The 17,418-nt window shown below is 42.1% G+C and carries 16 protein-coding genes; 6 read left to right on the forward strand and 10 right to left on the reverse strand.

Annotated features, from left to right (window positions below; all coding sequences use genetic code 11):
- Positions 1 to 23: 23 nt before the first annotated feature.
- From CA598_RS20850 to CA598_RS20875, 6 genes are all read right to left on the reverse strand, one after another.
- Positions 24 to 1,382 carry a radical SAM/SPASM domain-containing protein gene (locus tag CA598_RS20850; protein WP_094877753.1) on the reverse strand — a complete coding sequence of 453 codons (1,359 nt, stop codon included), beginning with the start codon at positions 1,380 to 1,382 and terminating at the stop codon, positions 24 to 26.
- 302 nt (positions 1,383 to 1,684) lie between these two features.
- Positions 1,685 to 2,596, reverse strand: a complete 912-nt coding sequence (locus CA598_RS20855; RefSeq protein ID WP_094877754.1) for a polysaccharide deacetylase family protein — start codon at positions 2,594 to 2,596, stop codon at positions 1,685 to 1,687.
- Complete coding sequence (locus tag CA598_RS20860; protein WP_094874439.1) at positions 2,568 to 3,890, reverse strand: MFS transporter; 1,323 nt, start codon at positions 3,888 to 3,890, stop codon at positions 2,568 to 2,570. Before CA598_RS20860 ends, CA598_RS20855 begins: the two co-directional genes overlap by 29 nt.
- A gap of 186 nt (positions 3,891 to 4,076) precedes the next feature.
- On the reverse strand, positions 4,077 to 4,616 hold the full coding sequence (locus tag CA598_RS20865; protein ID WP_094877755.1) for a DUF1854 domain-containing protein: 540 nt from the start codon (positions 4,614 to 4,616) through the stop codon (positions 4,077 to 4,079).
- Positions 4,609 to 6,804, reverse strand: coding sequence for an ABC transporter ATP-binding protein (locus tag CA598_RS20870; RefSeq protein WP_094877756.1), 2,196 nt, complete (start codon positions 6,802 to 6,804; stop codon positions 4,609 to 4,611). The genes CA598_RS20865 and CA598_RS20870 overlap by 8 nt, the downstream gene beginning before the upstream one ends.
- 269 nt (positions 6,805 to 7,073) lie before the next feature.
- Entirely contained in the window at positions 7,074 to 7,262 is a 189-nt protein-coding gene (locus CA598_RS20875) for a hypothetical protein (RefSeq protein WP_094877757.1), read from the reverse strand.
- 302 nt (positions 7,263 to 7,564) lie between these two features.
- On the opposite strand from CA598_RS20875, the gene guaD reads away from it, so the two are divergent.
- Together guaD and CA598_RS20885 are read left to right on the forward strand one after the other, a co-directional pair.
- Positions 7,565 to 8,929, forward strand: coding sequence for a guanine deaminase (gene guaD, locus CA598_RS20880; protein ID WP_094877758.1), 1,365 nt, complete (start codon positions 7,565 to 7,567; stop codon positions 8,927 to 8,929).
- A gap of 38 nt (positions 8,930 to 8,967) precedes the next feature.
- The gene (locus tag CA598_RS20885; RefSeq protein ID WP_094877759.1) at positions 8,968 to 10,320 is read left to right on the forward strand and encodes a uracil-xanthine permease family protein; all 1,353 of its coding nucleotides are present in this window, start codon (positions 8,968 to 8,970) and stop codon (positions 10,318 to 10,320) included.
- Positions 10,321 to 10,374: 54 nt separating this feature from the next.
- Here CA598_RS20885 and CA598_RS20890 read toward each other — a convergent pair whose 3' ends face one another.
- A complete protein-coding gene (locus CA598_RS20890; protein WP_094874444.1) occupies positions 10,375 to 10,716 on the reverse strand; it encodes a nitrous oxide-stimulated promoter family protein in 342 nt (113 codons plus the stop codon).
- 196 nt (positions 10,717 to 10,912) lie between these two features.
- Here CA598_RS20890 and CA598_RS20895 point away from each other — a divergent pair, with 196 nt between their 5' ends.
- Positions 10,913 to 11,395 carry an RNA polymerase sigma factor gene (locus tag CA598_RS20895; RefSeq protein WP_094877760.1) on the forward strand — a complete coding sequence of 161 codons (483 nt, stop codon included), beginning with the start codon at positions 10,913 to 10,915 and terminating at the stop codon, positions 11,393 to 11,395.
- On the forward strand, positions 11,392 to 12,000 hold the full coding sequence (locus CA598_RS20900) for a zf-HC2 domain-containing protein (RefSeq protein WP_094877761.1): 609 nt from the start codon (positions 11,392 to 11,394) through the stop codon (positions 11,998 to 12,000). The genes CA598_RS20895 and CA598_RS20900 overlap by 4 nt, the downstream gene beginning before the upstream one ends.
- Before the next feature lie 85 nt (positions 12,001 to 12,085).
- On the opposite strand, the gene CA598_RS20905 is transcribed toward CA598_RS20900, so the two are convergent.
- Both CA598_RS20905 and CA598_RS20910 read right to left on the reverse strand, forming a co-directional pair.
- The gene (locus CA598_RS20905; protein WP_094877762.1) at positions 12,086 to 12,733 is read right to left on the reverse strand and encodes a 2OG-Fe(II) oxygenase; all 648 of its coding nucleotides are present in this window, start codon (positions 12,731 to 12,733) and stop codon (positions 12,086 to 12,088) included.
- A 135-nt stretch (positions 12,734 to 12,868) separates the two neighbouring features.
- Positions 12,869 to 14,257: an MFS transporter gene (locus tag CA598_RS20910; protein ID WP_094877763.1), complete on the reverse strand. Its 1,389-nt coding sequence runs from the start codon at positions 14,255 to 14,257 to the stop codon at positions 12,869 to 12,871.
- 305 nt (positions 14,258 to 14,562) lie between these two features.
- On the opposite strand from CA598_RS20910, the gene CA598_RS20915 reads away from it, so the two are divergent.
- Together CA598_RS20915 and CA598_RS33040 are read left to right on the forward strand one after the other, a co-directional pair.
- Positions 14,563 to 15,033, forward strand: coding sequence for a MarR family winged helix-turn-helix transcriptional regulator (locus CA598_RS20915; RefSeq protein ID WP_094877765.1), 471 nt, complete (start codon positions 14,563 to 14,565; stop codon positions 15,031 to 15,033).
- Positions 15,034 to 15,155: 122 nt separating this feature from the next.
- Positions 15,156 to 15,524 (forward strand): transporter, encoded by a 369-nt coding sequence (locus tag CA598_RS33040; RefSeq protein WP_094877767.1) that lies wholly within the window; start codon positions 15,156 to 15,158, stop codon positions 15,522 to 15,524.
- Between the two features lie 66 nt (positions 15,525 to 15,590).
- On the opposite strand, the gene CA598_RS20925 is transcribed toward CA598_RS33040, so the two are convergent.
- Positions 15,591 to 17,411, reverse strand: a complete 1,821-nt coding sequence (locus CA598_RS20925; protein ID WP_094877768.1) for a PrsW family glutamic-type intramembrane protease — start codon at positions 17,409 to 17,411, stop codon at positions 15,591 to 15,593.
- Positions 17,412 to 17,418 lie beyond the last annotated feature (7 nt).

A 17,418-nucleotide genomic window follows, 5' to 3' on the forward strand; every position in this document is an offset into this window, starting at 1 on the left:
ATTCCCCAGTGATAATTCACTCATCATAGGGCCTGTTTATTGGCATTGGCTACATTATTCCAAAATCTAGTATACATATCTGTACCTTTTTTAAGATTTGCCAATGCTTTCAAACATTCTTCTACATTTGCTATTTGAAATACACAACGGCTATCTAATACCTCATACATGTCACCTGTAGACAAATATTGAATGCCCTTACACCAAAACGAGCAAACGCTTTGTGCAATGCAGACCTTGCAACGATCTCCATCCATGCGGTCAATATTGGCCTGCACATTTACCTTTTCCCGATCCATTCCACCATCTCTAACATTTCCCAATAAAAACTGATCATCATTACAGAACATATGGCATGGATATATACCCCCATCGGTATCTACAAATACTGAATGCCCTGCTGAACAACTATCGACATATTTGCCCTTGGCCAATTGAATCAGAGCCGCGATCATTCCCTTTGCCCGAATAACAGGAGTCTCTTCAAATAATTTATTTATATAGTATCGTGTTATTTCTCGTACCATCTGATCCAATACCTCAAGATGTGCTTTGTCTTTGATTTGAAGATCAGCATGATCAGTTTCGACAACAACTATGGCCAAATTCTCAGTTTCAAACTTTTCCATAATCTCAAGCCACTCGGCAGCTAAACCAGGTTTATATTGTTTTATATGATTCTGATTAATGGTCATTTGAATACTAAAACTAACTCCATGTGATTTTGTCTTTTCAATAGCTTTAATTACCGTATCATAGATACTGGCTCCTTCTTTTTGAACAATTCTAGCTATATCATTAATTTCTTTAGGACCGTCCAAGCTCATTACAATTTTAATATTATGCTGTTTAATAAATTCTAATTTTTTATTTGTTAATAGAGAGCCATTAGTGCTGATTCCTATATAAGGAACTTCTCTGCCTCTACTAATGAAATATTGTTCAAATTCGGGCACGAAACTCTCAATTTCCCTGAAGTACAAGAGTGGTTCACCACCAAAAAAACTAATACTCTTAATCCCCTCAGGATACATTTCGTCAATGGCTTTTACAGAATCGAGATATAAATCACTACTTATGTATTTAGACTTCACTTCTGAATCCCCATATTCTCCTTCCCCCGCAAAACAATATACACAACTCAAATTACAGGTTCTTGAAGACATAAATGTAATTCCGATACTTCCCTTTCCATATTCTCTATGTTTGGGTGATATGCTTACCTCTTTTAGCTTTTCGAAAGTTTGATAAATGACTTCATCGCTCATTTTTTCCATATCCGCATGCTTTGGAACCCTTGCAATTTTAGAAGAAGGTGCATGATAAAGTAAATTGTAATCCTCACCCTCTACTTCAACAGGAAAAAAGTGTTTGACTGTCATGAATATCCTCCTATTAGCACAATTATTGAACTAATCATTTATGTATTATTTTTTACAATATATTTCATTTATTACATTAATGTATTGGATGCATTAAATAATATGACATTAATCATGAAAATACATTTTATGAGATTACTATGCATATTTTCCCTAATCAAAAAGGTAGGGGCACTTGTGTTCGGAAGAGGATAGGTACATCGAGTGAGGAGGTTAAATAGCAAAAAGAGGAGCGATGCTCCCCTGATCAATACTTTGACACTTAGAATGGTGTGGCTGGAGTATTGGGTTATGAAGTAAGGTTACCTGATCAAGCGCTTCAAAAGTATCCCCGCAGATCTTACCCGTGGGCGCTTTAGATGCTCCTGTACGTAGCGATAGTCTGTCAATTCAACACTAGCATCACGAATCGCATAGGTAAAATCATCATCAAAGGGTAGACGGTATTCCCAGACTCGCTTCTCCCAATGTGGTATATTTGCAAGCATCCATGGATCGTCGATTCCGGGATGAATATAGGTTTCACTAACACCATCAGGTAGCGAATATAGCTTATCAATAATAGATTGTTTGAAACGATCGTACGTCTCACCCTCCTCTACACCAAAGGGATGCGACAACAAGTAATCAGGAATCGGAACTCCAAGTGTATCGGCCAGCCCGGATCCAAGTGCAACAGGACGTTCAATATTTTTCAGCGATCCTAACAGGGGATCCTCAGGATGGATGCATCGAAAGAACCGTGATGGCAATCCCCAGCGCGAAATTCTCCACAACGTCTGCGGAAGCAAGCTGCGTCCCGTTTCCATGCCATATAAACTTCCCATATGGTTGTCTACATGACTAATCACGATTCCGGATTGTTTCACTCTCTCATACTGCGCAACAATCTCCTTTAGCACAGCTTTTGTCTGCGCCCCCTGTTCAAACTCTTTTACCGTCTTATATTGATGCCCGCCATCGTCATGTAGTGAAGAGTCCCCCGTCAGGCTGCTCCAGCGTAAAGCCTCAAACTCACTAGTCATCGTCAAATGAAGGCCCACATTTCGTTGTTGCCTACGGCTACACCATCTAGCTGCCTCCTCGAATCCAGGGGCCACCGCCATTATCGTCGCTGAAGATACTTTTCCTTCTTCTAACAGATGCATAATCGCCTGATTCATGGCAGGGCTTTGCCCAAAATCATCACAATTGATGATTAATCTTTTGCTCATAGTCAGCATCACCTCTCAATTGCCCCGTAAATGTGAATTTAATCGTAAAAGATATGACAACAGATATGGCTAGCAGACATAACGGCACCACGCTTATTAAATACCGGAACGTTGCTTCTGGATCAGACCCTGGATCATCACCACCCTTATAACCAAAGATCATCCCTACAATAAAAAAAGCCAATGCTGATATTAATCCGCTCGAGCGAGTGATAAATCCGCTTACCGCGGTATAGATGCCTTCTCTTCTCAGACCTGTCTTCTCCGCATCCTCATCAATAATTTTGCCACCTACGATTGCCGGGGTTACTAGAAATCCTGCTAGTCCGAAACCGACAACAATACCAGCGGCTACACCACTTACAAGATCATAACCGAACCATAGCGGAATGACAGATAAAGCATATAGGATAAGCGATAGCCGCCATGCCTTGACCCCATCCATCTTACGAATAATCCAATACCACACAAACACTAATGGAATAACCGAGACAAAGACAGCTGCGAGCATAATAGACACCTGTGTTTCTGAAATATGTAGAACATATTTTGCATAAAAGGGAATCATCGAGCTTACAAGTCCATTCACCGTTTGGGCAAAAGAGTTCGAAATATTAAACACCCAGAACTTCTTATTCCGAATCGTCTCCCGAAACGCCGGAATGAGCTTCAATGGTTCGGTCTTAGTAGTCTCTTTCTTCTCTTGAACGTTCATCATGCATAAGAACATAAACACGCCGAAGACACAGGCATACACAATAGCCATATTAGAGAAGTTAATCGCTGCGAAAAGGATTGGCGTTAGAGCCGTACCGATTAACAGAGCGACCACTTGATACCCTTGCTGAATCGCCGAGGCTTTTGCCCGAATACGATCTCCACGGAAGAGCTCCGGAAGCAGCGCGCCATAGTTCACCCACAAGACCGTAGCCACAGCCTCATAGAAAATAAGCGTCACTAGAAACCAAGTGAAGAGTCCATTCTCAGATAAACCGCCGGGGGGAGAGAACACCAGCACAAACGCCAGCATAAACAAAGGGATCGATCCGAACACCCAGGGTCTACGCCGACCATAGCGGGTATTTGTCCGGTCTGACCAATATCCAAACAACGGATTATTCACCGCATCCCAGATCAGAAAGATTGTTCTGGCCAGTGTAGCAAGTCCAATGCCCAAGCCCAATTTCTCCACATAAAAATAACTGTAAAAAGAACTAAAAGCCTGACTGGGAACCATCATCGCAAACATTCCAAAAGCAAAGGTGTACGGCGAGTTCATCCATTTATGCTTCACTCACATACCTCCATATAGTAAATCATCTAGTTGTAATATATTACCACATATACTGGAAGTTTAGTGACAAATTTGCTCCAATCTAATGCGTCTCCTCATCATAAATGGAGGGATAACCGCGCATGTTTACACAGATCAAAAAAAAGTGCTCAGTAGTATAAACTACCAAGCACTTTGCTTCTGCCACTATAAAACGTCTTTCAGCTTATTCCGACTCTGAATATCCAAAGTGGAATAATCACGAATTTCGCATCTTTTTCCATTGACGTCAGTCAGAATGATGCGGTTAAGACTCGGGTATTGCATATGCTCATGCAGGTTACGCATAACGATACGAGTCTGCCCCAGATTCGTTTGCAGCTCCCAAATCCACATATCTGCCTTCTGTTTGATGGAATCAATTCGGGTCACAACGGGAAGGAAGTAGCGCAGCTGCAATTCTTTGTCCACTTCCCCCCGACTTTCCTCATCCAGCTGATCAATGTCACGAATAACACCAATCTCCTCACTCTTAGAATTCCTCACAGAAATATACTGGGTGTTGTATTGAAAAGGAAATATACGAAAAAGGATTAGCTCTTCATAAACCTTACCTTCTACTACCCCTTGAAATACCCCACCTTGACTACGGTTAAAGGAAATCAGACCCGGTTCAAAAATGTTAATTTCATAGGGATCTTTATCTTGAGCTTTCAATTCATCACTGACACTGATTGGATCACTCATGCACTTCTACCCCCTTGATCTGGGACATTTCTTTCTGTGCCTCGACCAGTTTGAAGTAAGCCCCTTCTACTGCTAGCAATTCTTCATGCGTACCCACCTCAATAATCTTACCGCGTTCCAGCACGACGAGCCGATTGGCATTTCTTAAAGTGGACAATCGATGAGCAATGGCGAATGTCGTTCTACCTTTGACCAGACGCGAGATGGCTTCTTGGATTTGCCGCTCAGTCACTGTATCCACAGAAGCCGTTGCTTCGTCCAGAATTAGAATCCGCGGATCGTGAATTATTGCTCGGGCAATAGACACTCGCTGCTTCTCCCCTCCGGATAACTTATGCCCACGTTCTCCTACCCTTGTGTCATAGCCATCAGGTAGCTGAACGATGAAGTCATGTGCATTGGCAATTTTAGCAGCACGCATAATTTCTAGCTCTGTAGCATCCGGTTTAGAATAAGCGATATTCTCAGCAATCGTGCCGTCGAACAGGAATGTCTCCTGCAGCACTACACCGATCTGACTCCGAAGGTCAGACTGGCTAATATTTCGGATATCCACTCCGTCGATGGTGATGGTGCCCTCATCTGTGTCATAGAACCGGCAAATCATATTGATGAAGGTCGACTTCCCAGCACCTGAATGTCCGACCAGACCAATCATCTCTCCTGCGCCTACTTTTAAATCCACGTTCTTGAGCACAGGGTGATGCTTTTCGTATCCATAAGTGACCTGTTTAAACTCTACCTCACCATTAACACGACCAATATCAGCTGGGTTCGTCGTATCAGGCACATCCGATGGTGTATCCATAATTTCAAAGACCCGATCTGCTGCTGAAATCGCATGGCTGGCCCAATTGATCATTTGACTTACCCACTGCAAAGGTCCGAGGAGCATCCCCAGGTAAGTAACCAAAGCGATTAGCGTACCAATAGATAATTGTCCGTCAAGCACCGTTCTGCCGCCATAATACCAAATTAAAAGCGTACCAACGCCAGCAACTAACGCAAAAGCGGGAAACATTCCCTGCCACAAGCCTTCAATCCGGATATTGTGCCGCACCAATTCCTTATTAGCGACAGTATAACGTGACATTTCCGTAGTTTCCTGACCAAATGCTTTAACCACACGAATTCCCTGCAAAGAATCGCCCACCAAAGCGTTTAGTCTAAAAATAGATCTCCACTGCTGGTACCACCGTCTGCCAATCATCGGCCATAACACAGTCGATAGAACGACCATAAGCGGCATAGGCAGCATGGCTAGCAGCGTTAGCTTCCAATCCATACTAAACATAATCGCGAAGATTGCGATCACCCTTAATGATTCACCCGAGACCCATATTACGCCATCTGTCATGAATTGCCGCATCGCCTCAGAGTCATTATTTACCCGTCCAATGAATTGCGAAGACTGTCTTCGATCGAAGAAAGATAGCGACAATTTCATCAAGGAATGATATACATCATGACGCAGATCACCCATAATTTTCGAGCCAATCCATACCCCGATAAGTCCACGTACAGTCTGCATTAGAGTAACCATCAGAGAGGTGGCAGCAAGCCCAATTACAATCCATAGTAACGTTGAACCCATGTCCTTTTTTGTTAGCACGTTATCTACAATCATTTTCGTCAAAAAAGGTGGAACAAGCTCTATCAATGTAGTGAAAATCAGCATAATTGCTGCTGCGATCATTTGGATTTTATACGGCTTCGCGTAACCTAACATTCGAAATAGAACCTTGCCGTTACTTTTACACACCGGACAGGTCTGAGAATCGTCTGGTAGCGGATTGCGGCATTTCGGACAATGTCTTGGAAATTCTTTTTCAGAAGCCGTTGGCCGCTCCTCCCCTTTAGCTACAGCAGCAATTAATTTAGACGCATATCCAAATATAGAGGTAAGCGATGCGGTATAACGTATAAGGATAATTGGACCCTCTTTAGTATCGACAAGTAACGAACCGCCACCAATCCCACCTACTACTCGAGCATCGGCTATACTCGAAACAAAAAACTTCGAAACCATTTCCCCGTCCGTTCCCCAAACGGACACTTCCTTCTCTGTCAATACAAGCCATTGCTCACCGAATTGTCCATCATTCATTAAATCAGTTCCAAAGTGGAATAACGGCTGTTCCGTAAGCTGCATTTCTATAGACTTGGGAAGTTTATCAACATATGGCATTCTTTTTCTCCCCTTTCTTTACCCACCTATTTACTCACATATATTTACAGCGGTAAAGATGAAAGAATGACTATAACTGTTTTGTATAGTCACTTGGACAACCCAAAAAAGACACCCTTAAGGGTGTCTTTTTCATTATTTTGTATGATACTGGCCATGTCTTAAAAACAAATCCAGATCGATTCATTTTTATGTATAACGGGTCAACAAATGCTCCTGCGCTAATTTCATATCTTAACCAAATCGATCGGATTCCAGAAATTCTATCGTTATTTTCGACGGCGAATATTCATGCGATTATACATCACTAAACCGGCGACGACCATGCCCAGTGTACCTATACTACTCGCTACTTCAGTCTGCATACCAAACAAAATACATACGTTAGTCACCAGGCTTCTCGTAAGCAACGCGACAATAATTAGCATGATCGGACGCCAAAAGTTATATCTTCTCATTTCAGTAACACTCCTAACCCAATTTTCTTAAGCGCTTAACCTAAATTATCTATGTGTATTATAGCATAAGTAAGTAACCGCATACATTTTACGTAATGCTAATAGCCGAAAAGGACATTATCTTCAAAGTGTCTCCGAAGGAGATTGCCGAAGAGCGTATGTAAATTCATACATTTCGATCTAGTTAGAGCATAAATCAGTAACCAACATTCGTTTTCGTTCGACTTTTGGTGTAGACTTATCAGTTTTTACGGATTATAATAACAAACATACACCAAAAGACGAACATTAAGGCGGATAATATGAATAAATATATGCAAATATTCCTAGGCACTTCATTTTCAAGTAAATCACCTAAGGAAATTCAAATTTTAAAAGATCACCTCTTCTGTATAAATAGAGATGGAATGATAGAAAGGATCGTTTCTCCAGAAGCGCCGGACTATCAACCATTACTAGATACTTACCAAGACCAAGGCAACTTCCATCGATTAGGGGACGGTCAGTTTTTCTTGCCCGGCTTTATCGACTTGCATGTTCACGCGCCCCAATGGGCTCAATCTGGAACGGCATTAGATATTCCACTCTATGACTGGTTAAATACTTACACCTTCCCATTGGAATTTAAATTTTCGGACCTGGATTTTGCTAAAAAGGTCTACGATGATGTGGTTGACACTTTACTCGCGAACGGAACGACTACAGCTCTTTATTTTGCAACGGTGCATAAAGAAGCCAGTTTACTGTTAGCCCAAATCTGTGCGGATAAAGGGCAACGCGGACTCGTTGGAAAGGTGGTAATGGATGATCCACAAGGAAATCCAGAAAGCTATCGCGATGCTGACACCCAAACGGCACTAAAAGATACGGAAGAATTTATTTTAGCTGTAAAAGAACTAGCCAAATCGACTAAGCAAGGCGTTTACCCTGTAGTGACACCTAGGTTCATTCCAAGCTGTACAGATAAGGCATTGCAAGGTTTAGGTGAATTAGCCGCTAAATACGATACTTATATTCAATCGCACTGTAGTGAAAGTGATTGGGCGCACGGTTATGTAAAAGAACGATTCCAGAAAAACGATGCTTTTGCCTTGCATGATTTCGGTCTGCTCAGTGATAAATCTGTCATGGCACATTGCAATTTTTTGGATGAGGATGATGTGGATTTATTTGCGGAGACAGGAACGGCTATTGCACATTGTCCGATCTCGAACGCTTATTTTGCCAATAGTGTCATTCCGATCGCACATTTCCATTCCAAGGGTGTGGAGATTGGTTTGGGGTCTGATATTTCCGGAGGTTTCTCACCTAGTCTATTCGATAACATAAGACAAGCTGTAATGTCTTCAAGAATGCTTGAGGATGGCGTTAATCCCTCCCTTCCTGCACAAGAGCGTGGATTACTAGGATCACGAATTACGATTGATGAATCCTTCTATCTTGCTACTGCTGGTGGCGGAGAAAGCTTAAGTTTACCTATCGGCCGGATATTAGAAGGCTATACGTGGGATGTTCAAATCATCGATACAAAAGTACCATCGGCTAGACTGCCTCTCTTTGATGGGAATGAAGATTTATACGACGTGTTTCAAAAAATGATGTATCTAGCTCGACCTGAGAATATCCGCGAGGTCTGGGTACAGGGTGAAAAGGTTTATTCACGTTAAGGACCGAAAAAACTAGAAAAGTTAAGGTGGGCATCTGAGTGGAAACACAAGCAAACGTACAAGATCAAGCACCATTAAAGTCACAACTATTAACCGTTCTACCCGATGAAAAAGTTTCATTCAGTAAATCCATCATCTTAGGCTTTCAACATGTATTGGCCATGGACGTTTATGTGGTTCCGTTCCTGATTGCAATGTTAATCGGCTTACAGCCGAATCAGTCAAGCGCGTTAATTCAATCTACCTTTATTGCTGCTGGACTTGCAACGATTGTGCAGACTTATTTCTGTATGAAGCTTCCTATCGCTCAAGGTCCTTCCTATGTTCCGCTTGGTGCGATCGTCAGTATTTATGCCGCTAGTGGCGGCGGGGAGCTGGGCTGGAGTTCCGTGTTAGGTGCCAGCTTAATCGGTGCGATTCTAGTTATTATTTTAGGCTATGTCGGGATCTTTAATAAAATCGTTAAGAACTTTATCCCACCCATTGTAGGTGGTACGATCATATTCATAGTCGGTCTTTCTTTATTACCTGTTGCTATAAGAGACAATATCTATGGAGCTTCAGGCGCTTCAATCAATCAGAACGTTTTGTTAGCCCTTATTTCAGCAGGCACACTCCTTTTATTCGTGATTCTCGGTTCTATGTTCCGTAATAAAGGATCGATCTTCCGAATTATTTCCGTCATGATGGCATTAGTAGTTGGATGTATCTCTGCTAACTTGATGGGTGTGTTAGATTTCTCAGCGATTAGCAAAGCGAACTGGTTTAGCATGCCGCGTATCGCTTTTGTAGATTTCGGATTCTCGTTCAACTTTTCGGCTATTATCACCATGGTTATTATTTATCTCGTACTGCTAGCGGAAACAACAGGTACCTGGTTTGCTGTCAGCAACGTAATCAATAAACCTTTAACAGACGATCATATTAATAAAGGGGTTATCGGTGAGGGGATTGGCTGTCTTATTGCTTCTGCACTCGGTTCAACACCTGTTACAGGCTATTCTACCAATGCGGGGATTATCTCCATCACAGGTGTTGCCTCCCGCCGGGTTTTCCTCGCTGTTGGAGGATGGTTTGTCCTCTTCGGTTGTTCTGGTAAATTAGCTGCTCTGATTTCTTCCATTCCATCCGCTGTAATCGGCGGCGTCTTCGCTATCGTCTGCGGGATCATTGCAATTAATGGTGTGCAGGTGATGAAGAACGTAACGATTGGCGAGAAAGAAATGTACATTATCGCAATACCGATGATTATCACGTTAGCTTTGGTGCTCATTCCTGGCGACTACTTGCATTCCTTACCTTCATTCGTGCAATATTTATTGGGCTCACCTATACTAGCGGCTTCATTAGCAGCGATCGTACTGAATAAACTACTGCCAAGTGGCAAATAGAACGTAAAAATGCTAGATCATAAAACGGACATCCAATGATGTCCGTTTTTTTTCTTATTTTCTCAGCTTATTGGGTAATGGAATATGCCTAATTGACTCAATGGGATGATATAGTAACATCCATGGACCTGAAAAACGCATAACCCCTTTTATTCTTTGACGATACTCCGGTTTATAACAATGAATAGGGCATTTAGCACAAGCCGTTTTCACTTCCCCGAACTTACAATAAGCTAACCTCTTCAGAGCATAATCGTTTAGATCCTGACATTCGTTGCAAAGCCCCTTATGATGATGTTTTTTCTTACAATATATACGAATCATTTTCGTGACAATATCTTGTTCTTTTTGAATTTTAGGACCTTCGTTTAATTGTCGGGTTACCTTTATTGTCATTTATGAGCCTCCTTGTAACTTGTACAATAAGATCTCATCTAATTATAGAGGAAAAGCAGTCCTTCTTTTTTTACATTTCTAAGGATTTTTATCATACTACACACCCAAGGCGTTATTTCGTTATACTCATAATATTTTTAGAAAGGCTGTAACGTTTATAGCTTTTTACGGATATATAACCTGAGGAGGTGAACGAATGCAGGACAACGAGGAATTATACAGGGAATATTCAACCCAAGTATATAAATTCGTATTTAGTTTTTGTCATAATCATTTACTGGCAGAAGAAATCACCCAAGAAACTTTTTATAGAGCTGTAAAGTCCATACACAAATATGATGGAACCTGCAAAGTATATGTATGGCTTTGTCAGATTGCTAAGCATGTATGGTATCAGGAGCTGGACAAGCAACATAAAAGGAAGTCTTATGAACTAGATGATCCTCCTGTTTCTAGCGCAAATTCAACTGAATCTCAATTCATTCTTGCACAAGACAAAATGGAATTGTTTAAACAGCTTCATTTACTTGATCCCAATACCAAGGAAGTACTGTATCTGCGTTTGACTGGAGAATTCAGCTTTCGGGAAATTGGCGAGATTCTTGGAAGAGATGAGACCTGGGCGAGAGTTACCTTTTACCGTGGAAAACAAAAACTGATGAAAGGAAGAACTACATGAAATGCGAAATCATTCAGGATTTATTACCTTCCTATATTGAAAAGCTCACCTCTTTACATAGTAACGAAGAGATTGAAAAACATCTGCAATCCTGTGAAAAATGCCTTCAATCTTATAATGAAATGACCGCAACAGCAAATCTAAGTCTGCCTATTGTTGATCAAGAGGAGGTTAAGAAACTTAATTATTTTAAAAAGGTAAAAACAAAAAATATAAAGACGCTCGTCTTTTCCCTCTTAACAGTGATCATACTGGCTACAGCCCTTGTTGGACTTTTCGTTATTGGTTTCCCTGTATCCACTAAAGATGTGGCCATTGATTATCAGAAGACAAAAACTCGTCTGGAGGTTCACCTAACTTTGGAAAACGGCAAGGACTTGGTGTTCTCAGGGAAAACTACATTTATCCGTGATGAGAATAATAATGTGATTGGTTCCGAAACTAGGTATAAGCCTAGAGGTTTGCTTCATAACCCCTTTGATAATGTTGGAACAGAGGTGATGTTGGGGACGGAGATTCATAGCGATCCGGATTTTTCGAATACATTTATCCTTGAATTTAAAGACAAAACTATGACGTTCATTAATGGTATTTTGGTGGAATAGACATTGCCGTTAAATTCGAAAAAAGACACCTATTTAGGTGTCTTTGCTGATAATCATATGGAATCATATTGGAAGATATAGTTGTTTAAGAGGAACGAAGGGCTTGCCTTCTCATCCACATCGTTGCAACCCATTTTTCACCTTTGATCACTGGTGTACCTGCATGCAGGGTAGACTCATTTAATTCATGATTATCATAAAAATATTCAAAGTAGACCGCCATACCTTTGTTAGGACTTACGGATAAATTAAGCATAGGGAAAGCTGTTTCTCCGCCTTCCTCCACATCATTCAAATACATCACTAGCGTACTAATTCGATTATTGCTACTTGCTCGACTCGTTTCTGCGAAGAAATCATAATGGGGTAGATACTCTTGGCCAGGGATATACAGCAGGACTTGCAAGCCATCACCATGCTCGACAGGAATATTCATAATTTGAGAGAAACGTTTCTCGATTCTAGTAACCGTCTCATTCTCCTCACAGAACACACCACTGCTCGTTCTAATTGGATTGACCACATGGTCTTCGCCTATTTTTGAACGTTGCAATCGTTCCCTAGAATATTCAATTAGCTCATGGCATTCCTCATCGCTAAGCACATTTCCTAGTAAGACAACTAGTGGCTCCTCATACTTGGCAATAATTCGAATCTCTCGATCTTCTGTCTTGATCGTATTTCCAGCATGATCAAATATCGTCCGTTCTTTGTCTGTACTATTCCCTATCATCCTTATGCAGCTCCTAGGTTATAACATCCATCACAAAAAACATACCATAAAATGGTTTTATTTGCTTGATTACTTCGTGACATCCAGTATCCAGCTTTATAATGTTTTTCTTTGATCCGTAGATGGCATAACCTCTTAAATCTCCATTCCTTTTTTATTCTTCCTCGACACGGAAGCACCCGTACCAAACTGATAACGGTACAGCACAACTACAGCAATAGTCACCAGGGACATAACGAGAAAAATATTACTATACACATGGGCAGTAACATTAGTATTCAGAGGATTGAACTGCACAGCGGCAGTGCCCATGTCTAGCATTTTCCCAACCACGCTCATAGCCATCGCGCCAGAAATGAAATTGATCATGGAGAGTAATCCCATGCCAACTCCTGTCTCCTCTTTTGGCAGCGTCTGCGAAATCGTATTGGACATTGAGATTTGCATGAAGGTCTGACCTACGTTTCCTAATATTAAAATAATGGCAATAAAATATGCCGATACCCCAATAAAAGTAGATAGTAGGGAGAACGCTAGAAATAACAAAACCGAAGCCACGAACACAAGTGCCAAATTGCCGCGATCATCAGCCAATCTGCCACCCTTACGTCCCATGATCGCTGAAGCAATTGCTGCTGGCACTAACACAAAACCAATGGTCGAAGGAGTCAAGCCATTCACTGCCGCTAGAAATTGTGGGGTCATGAACGTCATACTAAAGCTCATCGCTGTCGTTGTAAAAGCAAGCAGCAACCCGATCGAATAGGTTTTGTTACGGAACAATACTGGTTTAATAAAAGGCTCCTCAGCTTTCCGAATCCGAATGATGAATAAGGCCAGCAAAACAAGCCCTCCAAGGAACAACCACACTTGCATCTGAGTGATGGCAAGTAAGAGGATTGCGACTGCTGTAGCTAATAACCCGCCGCCAAGAACATCAATACTTCCTGCCTTCCCTTTCACATTATCTAAATACTTCCGAAAAAAAGGGAGTGTCAGTAGCGGAAGTAAGGAAAGAACAAACATAAGCCTCCAGCTTCCAAAGCTGGTGATGAGGCCTGCAGCGACCGGTCCCAAAGCATTACCAAGCGCTAACCCAACCGCAGAAGTTCCAAGTGCCCGCCCCCTCTTCTCGGGAACAAAATAACGAATTGGAATGATCATTGCTGTTGCAGGAAGAACGGAAGCACCGGCAGCTTGAATTACACGGCCCAGAATAATAATCCAAAACTCACTAGCAAGCAGACCTATTAATGAACCGAGAGCGAAGATAAGCAGTCCATACGTTAATAAATCCTTCAACCGATATTTATCTGCTAATTTCCCCATGACGATGGAACCTACCGCGTATACCACCATATAACTAGTCATCATCCAACTAACCTGAGAAGGAACAAGATTGAACTCTTTGCCGATCTCAGGAAGAGCTACATTGAACATCGTACCGTTCATAACTGAGAATATTAAGGTAACTACAAGTATTTTTAGCAGCTTATCTGCATTTTCTGTGGATGTATCTGACATAATCTAAACCTCTTTTCTGATTCAGAATGAATTATAAGTAAAAACATTAATAGTGAGTATCCTCAGTATTATATAATACTGAGGATACTCACTATTTTCTCTGGTGTCAAGGTATATCCTTTACTTCGAGCCTCTTGGTGCACGCTTCACCAAACTACAAACATTCTGTTTCACCGAACTATAGTTGAATACACCTTATAAGAGTATAATTTAAAGAGCACACTCATTAAGAGTATCCACATATTGACCCATCTCACGAAATTGAGAATAAAAAATTGACAATAAAGTCAAGGAGGCCCTACATCATGAACACAGATCATACCAAGGCGATAGACGTCATCCACATATTAATGAGATCAACCAACTACATTAAAACAGAGTTTCAATCCCAGTTATTAGCGCTTAATACGCCTTATCATCTCTCCGGCCCTAGATTGCGTCTGCTCTCAGTCGTCGCGGAAGCAGGCAGTATCCGCATGAATGAGTTAGCCGTTAAATTAGGGATCAAAGCACGTACTGTTACCGATTTTATTGATGCGCTTGAGCAGGATAAACTCCTTGTTCGAATTCCTGATCCAACCGACCGACGCGCTACACTGATCCAGCTTACGGAGCTTGCGCAATCCACTATTGAGCAAGTTCTTGCTTTCCAAGATACAGTCGCTGACAACATGCTGGACAATCTCTCGCTAGAGCAAAGAAAGCAATTCTATGACCTTCTATTACAGCTAACCAAAAACAAAGCAATTACTGAGCTATGTGAAGAAGCTAAGTAAGTTAGAGCCACGTCGAGGAACTTCCTCGCTAAATTTATCAATAAAATATCGGATACGCCCATTCACTTATCTCCGCTCCTACATACAATGTTTTAGCCCATTCATTAAGGAGTGACAAGATCATGTCATTTTTCCCATCTCCAAGTTTCCCAGGATTCCCAGGACAGCCTGGGCAGCCTGGACCACCAGGAATACCAGGGTCACCAGGAATACCAGGGTCACCAGGACAACCGGGACTCACGGCACCCAGCTCACCTCCGCCGCAACTCATCCCTCAACAACCTGCCATTTCGTCTTTTGCTGTCGACCCGGGAGCAATTGCTGGTTGTTTGTTTCGGAATACGTACGTATGGCTCGTAAATAGAAATCAATTCTGGTTTTTCCCGGTTTTCGTAGGACGCACCTCGGTTGCGGGTTTTCAGTGGAACGGAAGGTTTTGGATGTATACAGGCTTGAGCCTGCAGTCCATCCAATCCTTTACCTGTTTCTAAATGAACACACAGAAAAGCTCCGTTCCACGAGGAATGGAGCTTTTGGCTCTACGTTAGAATTGACCATTATTTAATCCGTAATGCCTGGCTACAGCGTGCACAGTAGCGGGTACCTTGGGGAGACATTGACCCGCAGCCTTCACAGTAAAGCTCCTGTGTCATTGACTTCACTTGATTGTCATGCAGAATTGCCTCATGCGTGGTTGGATTTAACATATTCAATACGTGGAATTCTTCTCTTCTTCCCCTGCGAAGGAGTGAGAACAATAAATAGAGGCCCATGAACCCGACTAAAGTCATAGCACCCGCCTTTATCAGACCCGATTCAAAGCGATAATTCCAAAGTGCATGCATCACCACTGCTGCCAAGAACATCTCCAATGCATGTCGCCATCTTGTCCATGGCTTGCCATTCCCCAAGTTCGAGTTCTTATGCATGCTGCTTGCATACCATATCCCCACAGTTGCAATTGCAGTCCATGTTCCATGGCCGAAGGGTGATAATAATGCTCTCATCCATAGGACCGCGAGCATCCCAAGTGAAGATGCTTCGTCTAAATGTACCCATCCATAAATAATACTTTCCACTGCTGCAAATCCCATTCCTGCTGCGGCACCAAACACCACTGCATCCATCAGAAATTGGATTTTTCGCGTTCGAACGAGTATCACACAGATTAACAATTTAGCAGTTTCTTCTATTAAAGCCACAGACAGAGGTACATAAAGCTGCGAAAAGTCAAAGGAATTTGCTTTTACTTCAAAAAGCCAAATCCGCTCTAAATACCAAGCCAGAGGGATGGCGACAATCGCGGTAGACACAAAAACTAAACCAACCCTCATCTGACGAAAGCCTACTAACTGCTGACTTCTTACAAAGGCTACGAATGCTACGGGACCCACTACACCTCCAACAATTAAGGCGGCGATCTTCCACCATTGACTATGTAAGAACAATGCCAAGAGGGATAAGACAAGAAATCCGCCTCCCAGCCACAGCAACTGGTCCATCCACTTGTCTTTGGCCTTAGGTAGCGATTCATTATCCTCGACAATAAATTCCTCACCGAAGGCAATTGTAACTTTCTCCATCAGATGGGGTGTTCGTATGTTTAGAACCTTAATGAGTTGTTGACGAACCGGAGCGTAATAATCGAGTATAGTTAAGAACTCTAACTTGCCCATAATCAGTATTTCACTATCTTCTACCGCGATCAACGTATGTGAGGAGACCGTGTCTGTTAGTAACTCTGTCTCTCCATAAAAATCCCCTTCTCGAAGGACAATCTTGCGCCGCTTTCGGCCGCGAAGCTCAATACTCCCGCTGCTAATCATGAGAAATTGATCAATTACTGCACCTTCCGCGATAATTTCTTCGCCCTTCATCACTTTCTTGATCATTGTAATCTCCGCAAGACCCCGAAGTTCAGCATCAGGTATGACCGACCAGATGGTCGCTTTTCGAAGCATACTATGAATCATTCGGATTCGTATGTTCACAAGCACACTTTCATAAAATAACGGACTCAGGTTCGCCAAATATTCGAACGATGGACGGTCTAGACGCAGCGCCCTTACTTGACCGATTGCCGTAACACTAGCCGATCTTTGTAGGTTCCGAATAAGACCGATTTCTCCTACTAATTCTCCCGGTCCAAGTTCAGCCAAGAGCAGTGCCTTCCCAACTAAGTTAACCGAGGTGACCTGCACCTTCCCTTGCCATATAATGAAACAGTCCTTAGAGGTGGACGCTTCCATAAGAAGTCGTTGTCCATCCTCTAAAGACACAAGTTTTATAGCATCAATTACATTTCGTAGCTCATCATCAGGAATGCCTCGCAATAATGGATGATCACGTAGAAAATCAACTGCAGTATTAGGTATCATAGTTTTT

Origin of the sequence: Paenibacillus sp. VTT E-133291 (assembly GCF_002264395.1) — a bacterium.
Lineage (GTDB): Bacteria > Bacillota > Bacilli > Paenibacillales > Paenibacillaceae > Paenibacillus_AQ > Paenibacillus_AQ nitricinens.

Excerpts from the sequence above, each read along its gene's own strand:
- CA598_RS20850 (WP_094877753.1), bottom strand. The coding sequence starts at position 1,382 with ATGACAGTCAAACACTTTTTTCCTGTTGAAGTAGAGGGTGAGGATTAC.
- CA598_RS20855 (WP_094877754.1), bottom strand. The coding sequence starts at position 2,596 with ATGAGCAAAAGATTAATCATCAATTGTGATGATTTTGGGCAAAGCCCT.
- CA598_RS20865 (WP_094877755.1), bottom strand. The coding sequence starts at position 4,616 with ATGAGTGATCCAATCAGTGTCAGTGATGAATTGAAAGCTCAAGATAAA.
- CA598_RS20870 (WP_094877756.1), bottom strand. The coding sequence starts at position 6,804 with ATGCCATATGTTGATAAACTTCCCAAGTCTATAGAAATGCAGCTTACG.
- CA598_RS20875 (WP_094877757.1), bottom strand. The coding sequence starts at position 7,262 with ATGAGAAGATATAACTTTTGGCGTCCGATCATGCTAATTATTGTCGCG.
- guaD (WP_094877758.1), top strand. The coding sequence starts at position 7,565 with ATGAATAAATATATGCAAATATTCCTAGGCACTTCATTTTCAAGTAAA.
- CA598_RS20890 (WP_094874444.1), bottom strand. The coding sequence starts at position 10,716 with ATGACAATAAAGGTAACCCGACAATTAAACGAAGGTCCTAAAATTCAA.
- CA598_RS20895 (WP_094877760.1), top strand. The coding sequence starts at position 10,913 with ATGCAGGACAACGAGGAATTATACAGGGAATATTCAACCCAAGTATAT.
- CA598_RS20900 (WP_094877761.1), top strand. The coding sequence starts at position 11,392 with ATGAAATGCGAAATCATTCAGGATTTATTACCTTCCTATATTGAAAAG.
- CA598_RS20905 (WP_094877762.1), bottom strand. The coding sequence starts at position 12,733 with ATGATAGGGAATAGTACAGACAAAGAACGGACGATATTTGATCATGCT.
- CA598_RS20910 (WP_094877763.1), bottom strand. The coding sequence starts at position 14,257 with ATGTCAGATACATCCACAGAAAATGCAGATAAGCTGCTAAAAATACTT.
- CA598_RS20915 (WP_094877765.1), top strand. The coding sequence starts at position 14,563 with ATGAACACAGATCATACCAAGGCGATAGACGTCATCCACATATTAATG.
- CA598_RS33040 (WP_094877767.1), top strand. The coding sequence starts at position 15,156 with ATGTCATTTTTCCCATCTCCAAGTTTCCCAGGATTCCCAGGACAGCCT.
- CA598_RS20925 (WP_094877768.1), bottom strand. The coding sequence starts at position 17,411 with ATGATACCTAATACTGCAGTTGATTTTCTACGTGATCATCCATTATTG.